We start from the raw sequence: 17,208 nt of genomic DNA on the forward strand, positions 1-17,208 counted from the left end.
GCTTCCTGGGCCCCAGGCGGCGGTGGGCAGCTGAGCGGACCGGCCGCAGTAACACGCCGTCCACCTGACTGGGTGCCACTTCTCCGCAGAAGTCGGCCTCAAATGAGGCTGATTCTGCTGACCACCGCCGTGTAGTCGGGTGGACGGCGTGTTACATGCTCAGGCGAGCAGCTTCCCCGGGTTCATGATCCCGAGCGGGTCGAAGGCCGCCTTGACCGCGCGGTGCAGCTCCATGGACGCCGAGCCGACCTGTCGCTCGAGCCAGGCGGCCTTGAGCACGCCGACGCCGTGCTCGCCGGTGATGGTGCCGTCGAGCTCGAGGGCGGCCGCGAAGACCTCGTCGGCCGCGGCAGCCACGGCGTCGGGGATCCCGACGGCCCCATGGTCGAAGACGAAGGTCGGGTGGAGGTTGCCGTCGCCGGCGTGGGCGACGGTCAGCACGGTCACGCCGTGACGGGCGGCGGCGTCGTCGATGCGGCGGATCATCTCGGGCAGCCGGGAGACGGGTACGCCGACGTCCTCGACCAGGCACTGGCCGAGCTGCTCGGCGGCGGGATAGGCGAGGCGGCGGATGGCGAGGAGCTCGTCGGACTCCTTCGGGTCGGTCGACACGGCGGGCTCGTCGACGGCGCCTGCCTCCTCGCACAGCGCGGCGACCGCAGCAGCGTCAGAGTCGAAGCGTCCGTCCACCTGCACGACGAGCATCGCCTCGATGCCGGCCAGCCCCATCCGCTTCCAGGAGTCGATGGCGCGCAGCGTGGTGCCGTCGAGCAGCTCGAGCAGCGACACCTCCGGCCCGGACGCCACGATGCGCGCCACCGCGACCCCGGCGGCCTCGAGCGAGTCGAACGCCGCGACCACCGTCGTGGGCGGTACGACGGGCCGTCGCGTCAGCCGCACGGTGGCGGCCGTGATCACGCCGAGCGTGCCCTCCGAGCCGACCAGCAGCCCGGTGAGGTCGTAGCCGGCGACGTCCTTGGTGGTGCGGGTGCCGGTCGAGACCACGCGGCCGTCGGCGAGGACGACCTCGAGGCCGAGGACCGACTGGCGGGTGACGCCGTACTTCACGCAGCGCAGGCCGCCCGCATTCGTCGCGACATTGCCGCCGACGGTGGAGATCTCCCAGCTCGACGGGTCGGGCGCGAACATCAGCCCGTGCTCGGCCGCCGCCCGGTCGAGGTCCGCGTTGACGACGCCCGCCTCGACGACGGCCACCCGGTCCAGGGGATCCAGCGACCTGATCGCGGTGAGCGCCTCGGTCGACAGCACGAGACAGCCCTCGACCGCGCTCGCGCCTCCGGCCAGCGAGGTCCCGGCGCCGCGCGGCACCACCGGAACGCGGTGGGAGGAGGCGAGACGCAGCGCGGCAGCGACCTCCGCCGTCGTCCGCGGCAGCACGACGGCGCAGGGCAGGCCACCGGGGACGACGGTCGCCATGTCCTGTCGGTACGACGCCAGCAGGTCGCCGTCGGTGATGACCCGGCAGCGCTCGCCGAGCCCGGCGAGCAGATCCGTGACGAAGCCAGAGGTACTCACCGATGTGGTCATGCGGGGACGATACGCACCGGGAGCGAGCTGAGCCCGCGCAGCGTGTTGTGCAGGAACGGCACCGGCTCGCCGGCGGGCTCGATCGAGCGCACCCGCTGGGCGAGCTCGCCGAACAGCACCTCCATCTCCAGGCGGGAGATCGGCTGGCCGACGCACTGGTGGATGCCCATCCCGAAGGTGAGGTGGCCACCGGCCTCGCGCTCGATCCGGTACTGGTCGGCGTCCGGGCCGAACCGCTCCACGTCGCGGTTCGCCGCGCCGGGGAAGACGATCAGCTTGCTGTCCTCGGGCAGCGTCACGCCGCCGAAGGAGACCTCGCGCGACGTCGTACGGAAGAACGACTGGAACGGCGACTCGAAGCGCAGCGCCTCGTCGATGGCGAACTTCGCGAGCCGCGGCGTGGAATGTACGAGGTCCCACTGGTCCGGGTTCCCGGTCAGGCAGCGCAGGGTGTTGCCGATCGCGATGACGGTGGTGTCGAGACCGGCGGAGAGCAGCGCCCGCACGAGTACGGCGGCCTCCTCCGGCGCGACCACGCCGGCGTCGGCGTGCGCCCAGATCTTCGCGCCGAGCCCGTCGGGGCTGAGGTTCTCGCGCGCGCAGTTGTTCATCGTCCACTCGATGGTGTGCTCGCCGGCCCGCATGTAGTGCTCGTAGCGGGCGTCCTCGGGTCCGAACTGCGCGAAGTTCATCGCCCCGTGCGCGAGCAGGTTCTCGGCCCGGCCCTCGCGCGGGATGCCGACCGCGTCGCCGAACACCCGGATCGGGAACAGCTCGGCGAGGTCGGTGATCGCGTCGAACTCGCGCATGTCGAGGAGCTTGTCGACCAGCGGCGTCGCGAACTCCTGGAAGCCGGCGCGCAGCGGGCGCATGTTGCGCGGGCTGATCACGTCGGCCATCACCGTGCGCAGCGGGGTGTGCATCGGCGGGTCGGAGTCGAGGATGCCGGGCTTGCGCCACGGCGGCTGGTGGTGGTAGTTCCGCGGCCCCACCCCGGCCCCCGAGATGAAGGTCTCGTGGTCGACGAGGATCTCGCGGACCTCGGCGAACCGGGCGAACGCCGCGACGTCGTACGTGTCCAGCCACACCGCCGGACCAGCCTCGCGCATCCGGTCGAAGAGCGGGTACGGGTCGGTCAGGTTCGCGTCGTCGTACGGGTCGTCGGCGATGTTCATGCCGGGACGGTAGGAGCGGCCGGAAGCCGCCAACAACGAAGGTTCCCGCGTGATGAGAATCCGCGTTGCCGGGGTGTGCCGGCCCTCCGCGACGATGTGCCCATGACCGCTCACCTGACGCAGACCTCCGACCGCGTCGTCGTCCTCGGCACCGCCCGGCTCACGCTCGCGGACCTCGTCGCCGTCGCCCGCCACGGCGCCCGCGTCGAGCTCGACGCCGCCGTCGACGAGCGCCTGCGCGCCAGCCAGGAGTGGGTCGAGGCCGCCGGCCTGGAGCGCCCGATCTACTCGATCAACACCGGCTTCGGCTCGCTCGCCGGCCGCCAGGCCTTCGCCGACCCGGCCGACGCGGCCGAGCTGTCGCGCCGCCTGGTCCTCAGCAACGCCTCCGGCATCGGTCGGTACGTCGACGCCGAGCTGGTCCGCGCCACCATGCTGATCCGCGCGGTGAGCCTGCTGTCCGGCCACTCCGGCGTCCGCCCCGAGGTCGCCCGGCTCGTCGTCGACATGCTCAACGCGGGCGTGCACCCGGCGATCCCGGAGTACGGCTCGCTCGGCGCGTCCGGCGACCTGATCCCGCTGGCCCACCTCGCGGTCGTGATGACCAGGGGCGTCGCGGGCCGCGAGAGCGCCGAGGAGGACGTCCGGAACTCCGGCGAGGTGCTCCTTGATGGCCGGGGCGGCAACCGGGTCGTCACCGGCGCGCAGGCGATGGCCGACGCCGGCCTCGAGCGGATCGCGCTCGCCGCGAAGGAGGGCCTGGCGCTGCTCAACGGCACGTCCTTCTCCTGCGCCCAGGTCGCGCTCGCGCTGCACGACGCGCAGAACCTGCTCGACACCAACCTGGTCACCGCCGCGATGTCGATCGAGGCGCTCAAGGGATTCGGTGACGCGTTCATCGCCGAGCTGCACGAGGCCCGCGGCCAGTCCGGCCAGGTCGAGGTCGCCGCCCGGATCCGCCGGCTGCTCACCGGCGCGACGCTGGTCGACGGCGACCGCGACCACGATCCGGTCCGCCAGCCCCCGCAGGACGCCTACTCGCTGCGCTGCGTGCCGCAGGTGCTCGGCCCGATCACCGACACCCTGCGCTTCGTGGCCGGTCTCGTCGAGAACGAGATGAACGCCGCCACCGACAACCCGCTGATCTTCCCGTCCCTGCCGCGCTCGCTGAAGGCCGTGTCGGGCGGAAACTTCCACGCGGAGTACATGGCCTTCGCCGCCGACTTCCTCGCCATCGCGGTCACCGAGATCGGCAACATCACCGAGCGCCGGCTGTTCCGGATGGACGACGGCACCCTCAACCGCGGCCTTCCGGACATGCTCGTCAACAGCGCGCAGGTCGGCATGGACTGCGGCTACATGCTTCCGCAGTACCTCGCCGCCGCGCTGGTCTCCGACTGCAAGACGCTCGCGCACCCCGACTCCGTCGACTCGATCCCCACCTGCGCCAACCAGGAGGACCACGTCTCTATGGCCAACAACGCCGGCCGGCACGCCCGCCAGGTCGTCGCCAACATCGAGGCCGTCGTCGCCATCGAGCTGCTCATGGCGGCCCAGGCGCTGGACCTGCGGATCCTGCAGGACGAGGTCACCGAGGACGGGCTCGCCCCGACCAGCCGGGCAGTGCGGGCGCTGGTGCGCGGCAGCGAGGACGCGCAGGGCCAACCGGTCGCGCACCTCACCCAGGACCGGGTGCTCTACCCGTGGCTGCGCAAGGCCGTCGAGCTGGTCCACTCCGGCGCCGTCGTCGCGACCGCGGAGGGCCTCTCGTGACCGCGGACGTCCGGGTCCGCGTGGCTGCGGCCCGGCAGGTCGCCGATCGGGTCCGCGAGCTGGTGCTGGCGCCGGTGAACGGTACGCCGCTGCCCGGCTGGACGCCCGGCGCGCACGTCGACGTCGTGCTCACCGACGAGCTCACCCGCTCCTACTCCCTGTGCTCGGAGCCCGGCGCCGACACCTGGCGGATCGCGGTGCTCGAGGAGACCGACGGCCGCGGCGGCTCCAGCCACGTCCACCACGCCCTCGCGGTCGGTGACGAGCTGGTCACCTCCGCACCCCGCAACGACTTCGAGCTCGTCGTCGGCGAGCGCCGGATCGTGCTCGTCTCGGGCGGCATCGGGATCACCCCGATCCTGCCGATGGCCGCGGCCGCCGACGCCGCCGGCGCGGACTGGAGCCTGCTGCACCTGGCCCGCAGCGAGGCCGCGGCGGCGTACGTCGACGAGCTGGCGTCGTACGGCGACCGCGTCGTGCGCCACGTCGACACCGACGGCGGCCCGATCGACCTGGCCACCGCGCTCGACGGGCTCGGCGGTGCCGACGCGGACGTGTACGCGTGCGGCCCGGCGCCGCTGCTGGCCGCGCTCGAGGAGTACGCCGCCGCCCGCCCCGGAACCCGCCTGGTGCTGGAGCGGTTCACCGGCGACGGGGACGCGATCCGCGCGGGCGACCACGCGTTCGTGGTCGAGATCGCCGACGGGACCGAGATCCCCGTGGCCGCCGACCAGACCGTTCTCGACGCGCTCACCCACGCCGGCATCCGGGTGCTCAGCTCCTGCCGGGAGGGCGTCTGTGGCACGTGTGAGACGGTCGTCCTGGAAGGCGAGCCGGATCATCGCGACCACGTCCTCAGCGACGAGGAGCGCGAGAGCGGCGAGATGATGATGCCCTGCGTGTCGCGGTGCCGCGGCGCGCGGATCGTCCTGGATCTGTGAGGAGAGGGAGTACATGAGTCAGCAGGTGAAGGCCGTCGTCGCCAGGGCCAAGGGTGCGCCGGTGGAGGTCGTGACGATCAATGTGCCCGACCCGGGTCCGGGCGAGGCGGTGGTGAAGGTGCTCTCGTGCGGGGTGTGCCACACGGACCTGCACTACCGCGAGGGTGGGATCAATGACGACTTCCCGTTCCTGCTGGGGCACGAGGCCTCGGGGGTCGTGGAGGCCATCGGGCCGGACGTGACCTCGGTGGCTCCGGGGGACTTCGTGGTGTTGAACTGGCGTGCGGTGTGTGGTGAGTGCCGGGCCTGCAGGCGCGGTGAGGCGCAGTACTGCTTCAACACCCACAACGCGACCCAGAAGATGACGCTGGCCGAGGGTGATGATGCCGGCACGGAGCTGTCGCCGGCGTTGGGGATCGGTGCGTTCGCGGAGAAGACCCTGGTCGCCGCGGGCCAGTGCACGAAGGTCGACGCGAAGGCCCGCCCGGCCGCGGTCGGTCTGCTGGGTTGCGGTGTGATGGCCGGGATCGGTGCGGCGATCAACACCGGTGCCGTGGGCCGGGGCAAGTCGATCGCGGTCATCGGTTGCGGTGGGGTCGGTGTGGCCGCGATCGCGGGTGCCGCTCTGGCGGGTGCCTCGCCGATCATCGCGGTCGACATCGACGCGAAGAAGCTCGCCAAGGCGCGGGAGATGGGCGCGACCCACACCGTCGACTCGACTCAGGTCGACCCGGTGGCGGAGATCAAGCGGATCTGCGGCGAGACCTATGAGGGTGCCGACGGTGCCGATGTCGTGGTCGAGGCGGTGGGTCGTCCGGAGACGTGGAAGCAGGCGTTCTACGCCCGCGACCTGGCCGGCACCGTCGTCCTCGTCGGGGTGCCGACCCCGGACATGAAGATCCCGGAGATCCCGCTGATCGACGTGTTCGGCCGCGGTGGCGCGTTGAAGTCGTCCTGGTACGGCGACTGCCTGCCCTCGCGTGACTTCCCGATGCTTGTCGACCTGTACCAGCAGGGTCGTTTGGACCTGGACGCGTTCGTGACCGAGGAGATCGGCATCGAGGACATCGAGGCCGCGTTCGACAAGATGCACCACGGCGACGTGCTGCGCTCGGTGGTCATCCTGTGACTGCTCGGGTCGATCATGCCGTGACGTCGGGGACGTTCAGCCTCGACGGGGAGACCTTCGACGTCGACAACAACGTGTGGGTCGTCGGTGACGACACCGAGTGTGTGGTGATCGACGCCCCGCACTCGGTCGACGACATCCTGGCCGTGGTCGGGGACCGGCGGGTGAAGGCGATCGTGTGCACCCACGCCCACGACGACCACGTCCGCGTCGCCCCTGAGCTGCGGGAGAAGGTCGTCGCCCCGATCCTGCTGCACCCCGACGACAGGCCGCTGTGGGAGCTCACCCACACCCAGTACCTGTGGGACGTGGACCTCGCCGACGGCCAGACCCTGGAGGTGGGCGGTACGACGCTGCAGGTGCTCCACACTCCGGGCCACGCCCCGGGTGCGGTGTGCCTCTACGCCCCCGACCTGGGCTGCGTGTTCACCGGCGACACGCTGTTCCACGGCGGTCCCGGTGCGACCGGTCGCTCCTACAGCGACCGGCCCACCCTGGAGGCCTCGATCCGCAAGCGGTTGTTCGACCTGCCCGGTGACACGGTCGTGCACACCGGGCACGGCGAGGACACCACCATCGCCGCGGAGCGGGAGCTCCTGGGCGCCTGACCCGTTCGGCGGCCCGTGCTGTAACACGCTGTCCACGTCGCGACACGCCGCGCGACACGCCGTCGCGCTGCTGACAACCGTCGGGTAGTCGGGTGGACAGCGTGTTACAGCGGTCGAGCCCGCGCACCACCGATCAGGCCCGCAGCAGCTCGCGCAGCCGGTCCAGCGTGGCGTCGTCGAGCCCCAACCCGTCGCGCAGGTACGCCGACCGGTCGCCGTACAGCTCCTCGACGGCAGCCCACGCGGCGTCGAGGTACTCCACGTCGACCACGAGCGTCGGCTCGTAGACGGCGACGAGGTCGGGCCCGCCGTGCTTCTCGATCTCGGCCTCCACCCGGGCCCGGGAGGCGGCGCTGCGGGCGTTGGTGAGCAGGTAGTCACTCTCGATCGTCGGGTCGTCGACGCCCGCGACGTGGAGCAGCAGGGCGGCGACCCAGCCGGTGCGGTCCTTGCCCTGCGAGCAGTGGAAGAGCTGGGGGCCGCCGGCGGCGAGCTGGCGGAGCACGCCGCCGAAGGCGGTGCGGCAGTGCTGCTCGACGACGAAGCCGCGGTAGACCTCGTCCATCAGCGCGACCGCCTCGGCGTGGCTGGTGAGGCTGGAGAGCCGCTCGATCGGGATGCCGATGGCGTCGAAGTGGAGGTTCTCGGCGCCGGGGACCTCGGGGTCGGGGTGCACGGCGATCTCGGTGGGGGAGCGCAGGTCGATGACCGCGGTCAGCCCGATCGCCTGCAACGCGGCGAAGTCGTCGCCGGTCAGGCGCAGGTCGTTGGAGCGGTAGAAGACGCCGGTGCGGAGCTTGCCGCCGTCGCGGGTGGCGTAGCCGGGGCCGGCCACGTCGCGGAAGTTGTCGGCCGAGGCGAGCCGGAGATACTCCTGGTCCTGGGTCACGGCACGACCCTAGGAGACGTGCCGACCTCGTGGCGGTCGGGGGAGGAAGCGCGAGGTCCGGGCGGCGTACGACGCATAGCCGGGTCGTTGCATCATCGTCTGCTCGATCAGCTTGGCCCCGGTCGCCTCGCTGAGGAACCAGGTCATCGCGAGCGGCGCGACGACGGTGGCCAGGCCGGCGACCCAGCCGGACGCGAGACCGCCGGCGAGCCACAGGCCCCACCACACGCACGCGTCGCCGAAGTAGTTCGGGTGCCGGGTCCATGCCCACAGCCCTGTGTCGAGGACCGGCGGGCGCTGGTCGCGCGGTCGGGAGCGGTACGCCGCCAGCTGGGCATCGCCCACCGCCTCGAAGAACAGCCCGACGGCCCACACCACCGCGCCGACGAGCACCACCGGCCACCACCGCACCGCGAGCACCACGCCGACCGAGACGGGCAGCGCGATCACCGGCACGATCGCGCCCTGCAGCGCGAACACCTTCCGCACCGCGCGGCCCATGCCGACCTCCGCGAGGCTGCCGCCGAGCAGCTTCTCGTAGCGCGGGTCCTCGCCGCGGTGCTGGGCCGCCCGGCGGCCGATGTGCCAGGCCAGCCGCCCGCCCCAGAGCACCACCAGCGCCACCAGGAGCCACGAGCGCCACGGCGTGCCCGCGTCCGTCAGGACCGCGCCGGCCCCACACGCCAGCGCGTCCCCGGCGAACGCGACCCCCCAGGCCACGTCGACGACGGCCACCCGGCCCTGGCGGCGGGCGACCAGCGCGGTCACCGCCATCACCACGGCCGCGGCGGCGACGGACAGCACGATGCTGACGACCACGCTCATGCCCGTCTCCGCAGCAGCAGCTGGTCGACGCCCATCCGCCCGTCGCGGAACGCCATCGAGCCACCGACGAGGTAGAGCCGCCAGACCCGGACCAGCTCCTCGCCGACCAGCGCGGTGATCGCGTCGAGGTTCTCCTCGAACCGGGCCAGCCAGCCGGCGACGGTCAGCACGTAGTGCTCGCGCAGCGCCTCGACCCCGCGCAGCTCCAGTCCGGCGTCCTCCAGCAGGCCGATCGTCGCGCCGACCGGCCGCATGTGCATGTCGGGAGCGATGAAGGACTCGATGAACGGCCCGCCGCCGGGGTGGTTCGCGCCGCGCGACATCTGCTGGACCAGGACGTGGCCGCCCGGACGGACGGAGTCGTGCAGCACCCGTGCGTACGCCGGGTAGTTCCGCTCCCCGACGTGCTCGCCCATCTCGAGTGACGCGACCGCGTCGTACTCCGCGCCCGGGAGCGGCACCGCGTCGCGGTAGTCGCACAGCCGGATCTCGACCAGGTCGGCCACGCCCCGGCGCCGGGCGGCCGCCTCGGCGAATCTCCGCTGCTCGGCCGAGATCGTCACGCCGACCACCCGGGCGCCGAAGTGCTCGGCCGCGTGCAGCGACAGCGATCCCCACCCGCAGCCGACGTCGAGCAGCCGCATCCCCGGCTCCAGGCCGAGCTTGCGGCAGACCAGGTCCAGCTTGGCCTCCTGCGCGTCGGCCAGCGGCTGGTCGGGCGAGGAGTGGTAGCCGCAGGAGTACGCCATGGTCCGCTCGTCGAGGACCAGCGAGTAGAAGTCGGCGGTGGTGTCGTAGTGATGGCTGATCGCCCGGCGGTCACGGTCCTTGCTGTGCAGCCTGCCCCGGACCCGCGCCTGGGTGGCCGGTGCCGTCGGTGGCCGACCGAGCAGGTCGAGGCCGACGGCGGTCCGCACCGCCCCCGCGAGCGCGCGCAACGACGGCCGGCTGGGCAGGTCGCGCTCGGAGGCCACCGCGAAGGCGTGGGTGAGGGCCGCGTCCAGGTCACCCGGTACGTCGAGCTCCCCGGTCACGTAGGCCTGCGCGGCCCCCAGCTCGCCGGGGTGCCAGAGCAGCCGGCGCAGCGCGTCGGGCGAGCGGACCTCGACGACCGGCGCGTCGACCGGGCCGGCCGTCGTACCGTCCCAGGCGACCAGGCGCACCGGCAGGTCGCCGCCGACGAACGGTCGCAGTGCGTGCTCGAGATCCGTTGCGACCGTCGTGCTCATCGGCCCTCCTCCGGCCGGGCCAGCACCAGCTGGTGCACGTCGATGTAGTCGGCGGCGAAGCCGGCGCGGCAGTACTCGAGGTAGAAGTGCCACATCCGCACGAAGGTCGCGTCGAAGCCGAGGTCCGCCACCCGCTCGCGCGCGGCGAGGAACGCCCGGTCCCACCGCTGCAGGGTGGGGGCGTAGTGCCGGCCCATGGCGAGGTCGTCGGTGATCCGCAGGGCGGTGTGTCGCCGGGTCACGTCGTCGATCGCCCGCACCGAGGGCAGCGCGCCGCCGGGGAAGATGTACTTGGTGATGAAGGTGTGCGTCGACCCGGTGGCGAGCATCCGGTCGTGGGGCAGCGTGATCGCCTGGATCGCCACCCGGCCACCCGGGGCGAGCGCATGGTCGATGGTGCGGAAGTACGACGGCCAGAACTCGCGACCGACCGCCTCGATCATCTCCACCGACACCACGGCGTCGTACGCCGCGGCGGGCTCGTCGAGCAGCGCCCGGTAGTCGCACAGGTCGACGTCGACCCGGTCGGCGCACCCGGCCGCGGCGATCCGTTCTTGTGCCAGCGCCTGCTGCTCGACCGACAGGGTGATCGACCGGACGCTCGCGCCACGGGCGGCGGCCCGGATCGCCAGCTCGCCCCAGCCGGTGCCGATCTCGAGCAGCCGGGTTCCGGTGGTGACCCCGGCCCGGTCGAGCAGCCGGTCGATCTTGCGGTGCTGGGCGGCGGCGAAGTCCTCGGACAGGGCCGTGGCCAGGTCGTCGAACAGGGCGCTCGAGTAGGACAGGGTCGGGTCGAGGAAGGCCGCGAACAGGTCGTTGGACAGGTCGTAGTGGTGGGCCACGTTCGCCTGGGTGTTCTCCCGCGTGCCGCGGTGGCTGCGGGGCAGGCGCGGTGAGACGACGCCGCGCAGGCGCTGCAGGCTGCGCGGGACCAGGTCGGCGATGTCCGCGGCGAGCACGGTGAGGAATTCGCCGAGGACGCCGTCGCCCGGGACGCCGTCCTCGGCCCAGGCGCCGGTCAGGTATGCCTCGCCGAAGCCGATCAGCTTGTCCCGTCCGACGCGGGCGAACAGCTCGGCCGGACGGTGCACGACGACGGCGGGCCCGCCGAGCCCGAGCTGCTCGACGGTGCCGTCGGGCCGCCGCAGACGCACCGTGACGTTGCGGCGGGCGACCGCCGCGCGGAACAGGCGCTCGGCGATCCGGGCGGAGAGCCCGCCCTCGGGGACCGGGGCGAGGCCGGGCCAGGTGGTGGTGGGGGAGGCCGTGAGCGTCATCGGTGGTCTCCTTCGGGAGAGGACGGGCGCGGTCGGGGCTGGACCGGCAGGCGGCGGGCCCACAGCGCGATGCCGTGCGCCCTGATCAGGGCCGCACCACGCAGGCCGGCGAGCGGCAGCCGGGGAGGTGTCGTGGGGGTACCCGTGAGGGTGGCGTCGAACCGGGCGCCGTCGTCGGTGACGAGGCGGACACCCAGGTGCAGCCGGCCGGTCGCCGGGTCGGGCGGCGGTGCGAGCACCTCGTAGTGCCCGTCGGTCCCGTGGAAGGGCGAGACGTACATCGCCTTGTCGACGACACAACGGCCCTCGGCGCTGGTGCGCTCGGGGTCGAGCAGGTAGGCGTGCCGGTCGCCATAGGTGTTGTGCACCTCGACGACGGTGGCTGCGGGACGGCCGTCCTCCTCGCCCGCGGCCCAGCACCAGTGGACCGTGATCGGGTTGAAGCAGTGCCCGAGGGCCCGGGGTTGGGCGGCCATCAGGGCGCGGCCGCCCCGCAGGTCGATGGCGTGCGCGGCCAGGAACCGGTCAAGTCCCTCGCGCACGGAGGCGTCGTCGCCGGCGAAGTGGTCGCGCCCCAGGAACCGGCCGCCCACGCCCTCGACCGACCCGTCGCCCGCGACCCGGTCGAGGTCGACGACGGTGAGGTGCGAGCGGTGGGTGAAGTCGTTGCGCAGCGGCTCGCGACGCCGGTGCACCAGGGTCGTGGCGTACGTCGTCGCGGCGACACGCTCCGGGGAGAGCAGCCCCAGCCGCTCGACCGCCCGCTGCCCGGACCGCGCGCCGTCCTCGTGGAAGCCCCAGCCGTGGTAGGCGCCGGCGAACACGACCCGGTCGGTGTCGATCCCGGGCAGCCTGGCCTGGGCGGCGACCGACTCCGGTGTGTACAGCGGATGGGCGTACTCGCGCCGGACCAGCACGCTGGCGGGGTCGACGTCGTCCTGGCCGCCGAGGGTCACCAGGTAGTGGGTGTCGGTGGGCAGCCGCTGCAGCCGCGTGAGGTCGTAGGTGACCTGGACCCGCTCCTGGGCGACCCGCGGGCGACGGAAGTTCCACGACGCCCAGGCGTCGCGGGAGCGCGGCAGCAGGCGGGTGTCGGTGTGCAGCAGGGCGGTGTTGCTCGTGTACGGGATCGCGTCGAGCACCTCCTTCTGCTCACGCGTCGGCGCCGCGAGCATCCCGAGCGCCTGGTCGGGATGGGTGGCGACCACCACGGCGTCGTACGCCTCCCGCCCGGCGGGCGTGGTCACCTCGACGCCCTCGTCGGTCTCCTCGAGGGCGAGCACCGGGGTGGCGGTGCGGATCCGGCCGCCCGCGGCCTCCAGCGCCGCGGCGATCGCCGACACGTAGGTCGCCGATCCGCCCGTCACCGTGCGCCACGGCGGGGAGCCGAACACGGCGAGCATGCCGTGGTGCTGGAGGAAGGCGAACAGGTACGCCGCCGGGTAGTCCAGCGCCGTGTCCGGGTCGCAGGACCACACCGCCGCGACGAGCGGCTCCATGAAGTGCCGTCGGAAGTACGGCGAGAAGCCGTGGTGGTCGAGGAAGGCGGCCAGGGTGGTGAGGTCGTCGGTGCGGGCATCGAGGAGGCGTCGCGCCGCCCGGTGGAAGCGCGGCACCTCGGCCAGCATCCGCAGGTACGCCGGGTTGCGGTGGTTGCCCGCGCCGGCGGGGAACAGCCCGCGCCGCCCGAGCGCACCGGCCCACTCCAGGCCGGTCACCTCGTCGCTGGTCGACATCGACATCTCGGAGGCCTGGGTCGGCACGCCGAGCTCGTCGAGGATCCGGGTCAGCACCGGGTAGGTGCGCCGGTTGTGGACGATGAACCCGCTGTCGATGCGCAGCTCGCGACCCGTCGGGTCGGTGACCGTGTGGGTGTCGGCGTGGCCGCCGAGCCGGTCGTCGGCCTCGAACAGGGTCACCCGGGCGCCGGTCGAGGTGCGGGAGGCGAGGTAGGCCGCGGTGAGCCCGGCGACGCCGGAGCCCACCACGGCGATCCGCCGTGGTGTCGTGGTCATGGCTGGCCCCTAGGAGTCCAGGGTGAAGAAGGCGATGGGCTGGCTGGTGGGCTGGTCGGAACCGCCGTCGGGCTCCACCGTGATCCCGACGCCGGTCGCCCGGGAGGCGTCCCCGTCCAGGAGCACCGTCGCGTCGCGCAGGTCGGGCATCAGGCCGGCTGCCTCCATCTCGCCTGCCGGGGTCTGCAGCCACAGCTCGTAGACCTTGCCGTCGGGGGCGGGCGCCATGTCGGTCGTCCGGATGACGGCGCGGCCCTCGCTGCGCGAGACCACGATGGTGGCGGTGGACCCGTCCGGGAACCTCTTGTCGACCGAGGTGGCGTCGGCGGCGGCCAGGACCCGTTCGGCGGCGGTCAGCGTGGGCTTCGCCGGGGTGTCGTCGGCCCAGGGCCGCAGCAGGAGCCCGCCCGCCGCAGCCACCAGGACGAGGACCGCGGCCACCAGCAGCAGGTTGCCGGTCCGGCCGAGCCGGCCCGGCCGGATCCGACGGCGGGCCGTGGCGAGGTCCACCGGCGCATCCGCGGGTGCGGGCGTGCTCTGCGGCGGCAGCGGCCGGATCTGGGTGATCCCCTCGAGGACCCGGTCCCGGAGGGCGGCCGGCGGCTCGACCGGCTCGGCGCTCCCCAGCACCGCTGCGGCCTCACGGAGGCCGTCCACCTCGTCGCGGCACTCGGCGCACTGGGCCAGGTGGGCCTCGAAGTGGGCCCGCTCCACGTCGTCGAGCGCATCGACGGCGTACGCGCCGGAGAGCGCGTGCACGTCCCAGCCGGGCGTCTGGTCGTGATCGGTCATCGTCCTACTCCGATCGTGTCGCGCAGCCGGATGAGGCCGTCGCGGATCCTGGTCTTCGCTGTCCCGACCGGTAGGTCGAGCAGGGCGGCCACCTCGGTGTGGGTGTAGCCGCCGAAGTACGCCAGCTCGATCGCCTCGCGCTGGACCTCGGTGAGCTGACCGAGCGCTGCACGCACGCGGTGCGCCTCGAGCGAGGCGTGGGCGGCCTCGGCGGTCGTGTCGTGCTCGATGCTCTGGTTGCGCTGCTCCCAGGTCACGTCGCGCCGGCTCGCGGCCTGCGCGCTGCGGACCCGGTCGACCGCCTTGCGGTGGGTGATGGTCATCAGCCACGCCAGTGCGCTGCCGCGCTCCGCGTCGTACCTGCTCGCCTGGCGCCACACCTCGAGGAACACCTCCTGGGTGACCTCCTCGGCCTGCGCCCGGTCGCGCACCACGCGCAGCGCGAGTCCGTGGACGCGAGCCGCGGTGGCGTCGTACAACGTGGCGAAGGCGGCGTTGTCTCCCCGGGCGGACTGCCGCAGCAGCGCTCCCAGGTCAGGACCGTGACCGCCGGCCGGCGCCCCCGGGTGGGGGGCGCCGGCCGGGTCGCCGGGGACCGGATCCATGGTGGTGATCCTTCCGGTTCAGCTGGTGTGCGGGAAGTGCCCGGATCGGGTCACTTGACTCCGGTGAGCACCTTGTCGATGACGTAGACGGTCGCGTTCGCCGTCGGGATGTTGCCGCACAGGACCTTGGCGGTGACCGTGCCGTCGGAGACGGTCATGCCGCTCTCGGCGTCGCCCTCGATGGTCAGCTTGTCGCCCGCGAGGGTCTCCTTGTCGCCAGCGACGTCGTCGGCGGAGTCGTTCTCGCCGAGGACGTGGTGGGCGAGCACCTTGTAGAGCGCGCTGTCCTGACCCTTCTCCTTGCCCTCCATGACCAGGCCGTTGAGCTGGTCCTCGGGGATCTCGGCGAAGGCGTCGTTGTACGGCGCGAAGACGGTCAGCGCCTCGCCTCCGTTGAGGGTGTCGGCCAGGCCGTCGATGCTGGTGACCGCGGTGACCAGCGTGCTGAGCAGCGGGTTGTTGCTGGCCGCGGTGGCGACCGGGTCCTTGACCATGCCGTCGAAGGAGCCGGCGCCCGAGGTCGGGATCGCCGAGCAGCCGGGACCGAAGGTCTGGGCGGCGGCGCCCTCGGCGGCCGGGGAGTCGCTGGTCATGCCCGAGTCGCCCTTGGAGGTGCTGCCCGCGTCGGCCGCGTCGCCGTCGTCGCCACAGGCGGCGAGGGAGACGGAGAGGGCGAGGACGGCGATGCCGGCGCCGGTGACCCGGCGGAACTTCTGGAGCTTCATGGTGGTGCCTTCCGTGGAGGGTGATCGGTGCGGTGGTGCCTTGTGCAGGTGATTCGGAGCCGTGGCGGTCGCGGATTGCGTTCGATCGAACGGTTTGAGGGGTTTTTCGGCCGCGAAGTCCCCCGGACCGTTCGATCGAACGGATCGGGGGAGGTCAGGACACCCGGACGAGCAGCTCGTGCAGCCCGCTGGCGCCGTTGGGGAACGGCTCCGCGCGGGCGGCGGTCTGCGGCTCGCCGTTGCCGGCGACCGCGCGGACCGCGATCCGGTGCGAGCCCGGCTCGGCGGGCCAGCGGTGGAACCACTGGCGCCAGTAGTCGTCGCCGCCGTCCGGGCCGAGCTGCGCGTCGACCCACCGTCCGCCGTCGATGCGGACCTGGACCCCGGCGATCCCGCCGCGCTCCTGGGCCCACGCGACGCCGCCGACCACGACGTCGCCGGCGTCGAGCTCGGCCAGCGCCTTCGGCGTGTCGATCCGGGCGCTGATCTTGATCGGCGCGTCGGTCGCCCAACCGCGCTCGGTCCAGTAGGCCTGCCGGTCGTCGTACGTCGTCAGGGTGAGGCGGCGCAGCCACTTGGTGGCGCTGATGAACCCGTACAGGCCCGGGATCACCAGCCGCACGGGGAACCCGTGCTCGCGCGGCAGTGCCCTGCCGTTCATGCCCACCGCGACCAGGGCGTCTCGGCCGTCGGTGGCGAGCGCGAGCGGCGTGCTGATCGTCATCCCGGCGAAGTCGGTCGAGAGGATCTGGTCGGCCTTCGTGCTCCCGATCCCGGCGAGGTCGAGCACGTCGGTGAGTCGTACGCCGAGCCAGCGGGCGGCGCCGACGTAGGGACCGCCGACGCTGTTGGAGACGCAGGTCAGCGTGATGTCGCGCTCGACCATCGGCATGGCGAGCAGGTCGTCGAAGCTCAGCGTGACCTTGCGGTCCACGTCGCCGTCGATGGTGAGGGACCAGTCGTCGGCGCTGATCACGGGCACGTCGAGCCGCGTGTCGACCCGGTAGAAGTCGCCGGTGGGCGTGCGGAACGGGGTGATCCCGCGGACCTGGTCGTCGAGCCCACGGGGCAGCGGCGGGGCGGGGTCGGTCGGCGTGGGGAGGGTGACGTCCTCGGGGCGGGCGCGCAGGCCGGACACGAGGCGTCCGGCGACCCCGCCCACGGCCGCCAGCGCGGCGAGGGCGGTGACGGTCAGCAGGACGGTACGACGGCTGCCCTCGGCAGCAGTCGCCTGCTGGTGGGTGCCGGCCAGGAGCCGCAGTGCGGCCACGGCCGCCACGGCCGCGACCACGGAGGGCAGCAGGTCGAGCGGCTCCACCTCCGGCCGCGTCAGCACGGCGCCCCCGGCGACGGCGACCAGCGCCACCAGCAGACCGGCGCCGACGGCGAACCGGCGCCGGGCCAGGAGCCCGGCCACCGCCGCGAGCACCAGCACCCCCGCCAGCACCGAGCCGACCAGGATCGCTTTGTCTGCGCTCCCGAAGTTGCGGATCGCCCACTCCTTCATCGGGGTGGGGGTCCGATCGATGACAGCCGAGCCGACGGCGAGCACGGGCGAGGTGGCCGCGTCGCTGAGCGCGGCTGCCAGGTGGGCAAGCCCTATCCCGACGAGGGTGGACAGGACGCCGTAGGAGGCCCATTGCAGGCGAGTCGTCATGCCCGGTATTCGGAGCACCA

At 72.9% G+C, this 17,208-nt stretch carries 15 protein-coding genes; 4 read left to right on the forward strand and 11 right to left on the reverse strand.

All coding sequences use genetic code 11. The features are described from left to right. Nucleotides 1–159: 159 nt before the first annotated feature. Nucleotides 160–1,548: an FAD-linked oxidase C-terminal domain-containing protein gene (locus QI633_RS00630; RefSeq protein ID WP_282427779.1), complete on the reverse strand. Its 1,389-nt coding sequence runs from the start codon at nt 1,546–1,548 to the stop codon at nt 160–162. Then, nucleotides 1,545–2,723, reverse strand: a complete 1,179-nt coding sequence (locus QI633_RS00635) for a cytochrome P450 (RefSeq protein ID WP_282427780.1) — start codon at nt 2,721–2,723, stop codon at nt 1,545–1,547. The genes QI633_RS00630 and QI633_RS00635 overlap by 4 nt, the downstream gene beginning before the upstream one ends. A gap of 102 nt (nt 2,724–2,825) precedes the next feature. Here QI633_RS00635 and QI633_RS00640 point away from each other — a divergent pair, with 102 nt between their 5' ends. The 4 genes from QI633_RS00640 to QI633_RS00655 are packed head-to-tail and all read left to right on the forward strand — an operon-like array spanning nt 2,826 to nt 7,174. Further along, nucleotides 2,826–4,496 (forward strand): histidine ammonia-lyase, encoded by a 1,671-nt coding sequence (locus QI633_RS00640; RefSeq protein ID WP_141796403.1) that lies wholly within the window; start codon nt 2,826–2,828, stop codon nt 4,494–4,496. Then, nucleotides 4,493–5,437, forward strand: coding sequence for a PDR/VanB family oxidoreductase (locus QI633_RS00645; RefSeq protein ID WP_141796402.1), 945 nt, complete (start codon nt 4,493–4,495; stop codon nt 5,435–5,437). Before QI633_RS00640 ends, QI633_RS00645 begins: the two co-directional genes overlap by 4 nt. A 13-nt stretch (nt 5,438–5,450) precedes the next feature. Further along, the gene (locus QI633_RS00650) at nt 5,451–6,566 is read left to right on the forward strand and encodes an S-(hydroxymethyl)mycothiol dehydrogenase (RefSeq protein ID WP_282427781.1); all 1,116 of its coding nucleotides are present in this window, start codon (nt 5,451–5,453) and stop codon (nt 6,564–6,566) included. Beyond that, entirely contained in the window at nt 6,563–7,174 is a 612-nt protein-coding gene (locus QI633_RS00655; RefSeq protein ID WP_141796400.1) for an MBL fold metallo-hydrolase, read from the forward strand. Before QI633_RS00650 ends, QI633_RS00655 begins: the two co-directional genes overlap by 4 nt. Nucleotides 7,175–7,307: 133 nt before the next feature. On the opposite strand, the gene QI633_RS00660 is transcribed toward QI633_RS00655, so the two are convergent. The 9 genes from QI633_RS00660 to QI633_RS00700 form a co-directional block, all read right to left on the reverse strand. Further along, a complete protein-coding gene (locus QI633_RS00660) occupies nt 7,308–8,063 on the reverse strand; it encodes a tyrosine-protein phosphatase (RefSeq protein WP_282427782.1) in 756 nt (251 codons plus the stop codon). Between the two features lie 9 nt (nt 8,064–8,072). Beyond that, complete coding sequence (locus QI633_RS00665) at nt 8,073–8,888, reverse strand: DUF1295 domain-containing protein (RefSeq protein WP_282427783.1); 816 nt, start codon at nt 8,886–8,888, stop codon at nt 8,073–8,075. Continuing rightward, nucleotides 8,885–10,117 (reverse strand): cyclopropane-fatty-acyl-phospholipid synthase family protein, encoded by a 1,233-nt coding sequence (locus QI633_RS00670; RefSeq protein WP_282427784.1) that lies wholly within the window; start codon nt 10,115–10,117, stop codon nt 8,885–8,887. Before QI633_RS00670 ends, QI633_RS00665 begins: the two co-directional genes overlap by 4 nt. Continuing rightward, nucleotides 10,114–11,394, reverse strand: coding sequence for a class I SAM-dependent methyltransferase (locus QI633_RS00675; RefSeq protein ID WP_282427785.1), 1,281 nt, complete (start codon nt 11,392–11,394; stop codon nt 10,114–10,116). Before QI633_RS00675 ends, QI633_RS00670 begins: the two co-directional genes overlap by 4 nt. Further along, nucleotides 11,391–13,409: an FAD-dependent oxidoreductase gene (locus tag QI633_RS00680; protein WP_141796395.1), complete on the reverse strand. Its 2,019-nt coding sequence runs from the start codon at nt 13,407–13,409 to the stop codon at nt 11,391–11,393. The genes QI633_RS00675 and QI633_RS00680 overlap by 4 nt, the downstream gene beginning before the upstream one ends. Nucleotides 13,410–13,418: 9 nt before the next feature. Then, nucleotides 13,419–14,201 carry an anti-sigma factor gene (locus tag QI633_RS00685; RefSeq protein ID WP_282427786.1) on the reverse strand — a complete coding sequence of 261 codons (783 nt, stop codon included), beginning with the start codon at nt 14,199–14,201 and terminating at the stop codon, nt 13,419–13,421. Next, the gene (gene sigK / locus QI633_RS00690; protein ID WP_282427787.1) at nt 14,198–14,806 is read right to left on the reverse strand and encodes an ECF RNA polymerase sigma factor SigK; all 609 of its coding nucleotides are present in this window, start codon (nt 14,804–14,806) and stop codon (nt 14,198–14,200) included. Before sigK ends, QI633_RS00685 begins: the two co-directional genes overlap by 4 nt. Before the next feature lie 50 nt (nt 14,807–14,856). Next, on the reverse strand, nt 14,857–15,531 hold the full coding sequence (locus tag QI633_RS00695) for a fasciclin domain-containing protein (RefSeq protein ID WP_141796392.1): 675 nt from the start codon (nt 15,529–15,531) through the stop codon (nt 14,857–14,859). Nucleotides 15,532–15,685: 154 nt separating this feature from the next. Then, the gene (locus QI633_RS00700) at nt 15,686–17,188 is read right to left on the reverse strand and encodes a molybdopterin-dependent oxidoreductase (protein ID WP_141796391.1); all 1,503 of its coding nucleotides are present in this window, start codon (nt 17,186–17,188) and stop codon (nt 15,686–15,688) included. Between the last annotated feature and the right edge of the window lie 20 nt (nt 17,189–17,208).

The organism is Nocardioides sp. QY071, assembly GCF_029961765.1.
Taxonomy (GTDB): Bacteria; Actinomycetota; Actinomycetes; order Propionibacteriales; family Nocardioidaceae; genus Nocardioides.

Excerpts from the sequence above, each read along its gene's own strand:
- QI633_RS00640 (WP_141796403.1), top strand. The coding sequence starts at position 2,826 with ATGACCGCTCACCTGACGCAGACCTCCGACCGCGTCGTCGTCCTCGGC.
- QI633_RS00675 (WP_282427785.1), bottom strand. The coding sequence starts at position 11,394 with ATGACGCTCACGGCCTCCCCCACCACCACCTGGCCCGGCCTCGCCCCG.
- QI633_RS00665 (WP_282427783.1), bottom strand. The coding sequence starts at position 8,888 with ATGAGCGTGGTCGTCAGCATCGTGCTGTCCGTCGCCGCCGCGGCCGTG.
- QI633_RS00670 (WP_282427784.1), bottom strand. The coding sequence starts at position 10,117 with ATGAGCACGACGGTCGCAACGGATCTCGAGCACGCACTGCGACCGTTC.
- QI633_RS00700 (WP_141796391.1), bottom strand. The coding sequence starts at position 17,188 with ATGACGACTCGCCTGCAATGGGCCTCCTACGGCGTCCTGTCCACCCTC.
- QI633_RS00635 (WP_282427780.1), bottom strand. The coding sequence starts at position 2,723 with ATGAACATCGCCGACGACCCGTACGACGACGCGAACCTGACCGACCCG.
- QI633_RS00630 (WP_282427779.1), bottom strand. The coding sequence starts at position 1,548 with ATGACCACATCGGTGAGTACCTCTGGCTTCGTCACGGATCTGCTCGCC.
- QI633_RS00650 (WP_282427781.1), top strand. The coding sequence starts at position 5,451 with ATGAGTCAGCAGGTGAAGGCCGTCGTCGCCAGGGCCAAGGGTGCGCCG.
- QI633_RS00680 (WP_141796395.1), bottom strand. The coding sequence starts at position 13,409 with ATGACCACGACACCACGGCGGATCGCCGTGGTGGGCTCCGGCGTCGCC.
- QI633_RS00685 (WP_282427786.1), bottom strand. The coding sequence starts at position 14,201 with ATGACCGATCACGACCAGACGCCCGGCTGGGACGTGCACGCGCTCTCC.
- sigK (WP_282427787.1), bottom strand. The coding sequence starts at position 14,806 with ATGGATCCGGTCCCCGGCGACCCGGCCGGCGCCCCCCACCCGGGGGCG.
- QI633_RS00695 (WP_141796392.1), bottom strand. The coding sequence starts at position 15,531 with ATGAAGCTCCAGAAGTTCCGCCGGGTCACCGGCGCCGGCATCGCCGTC.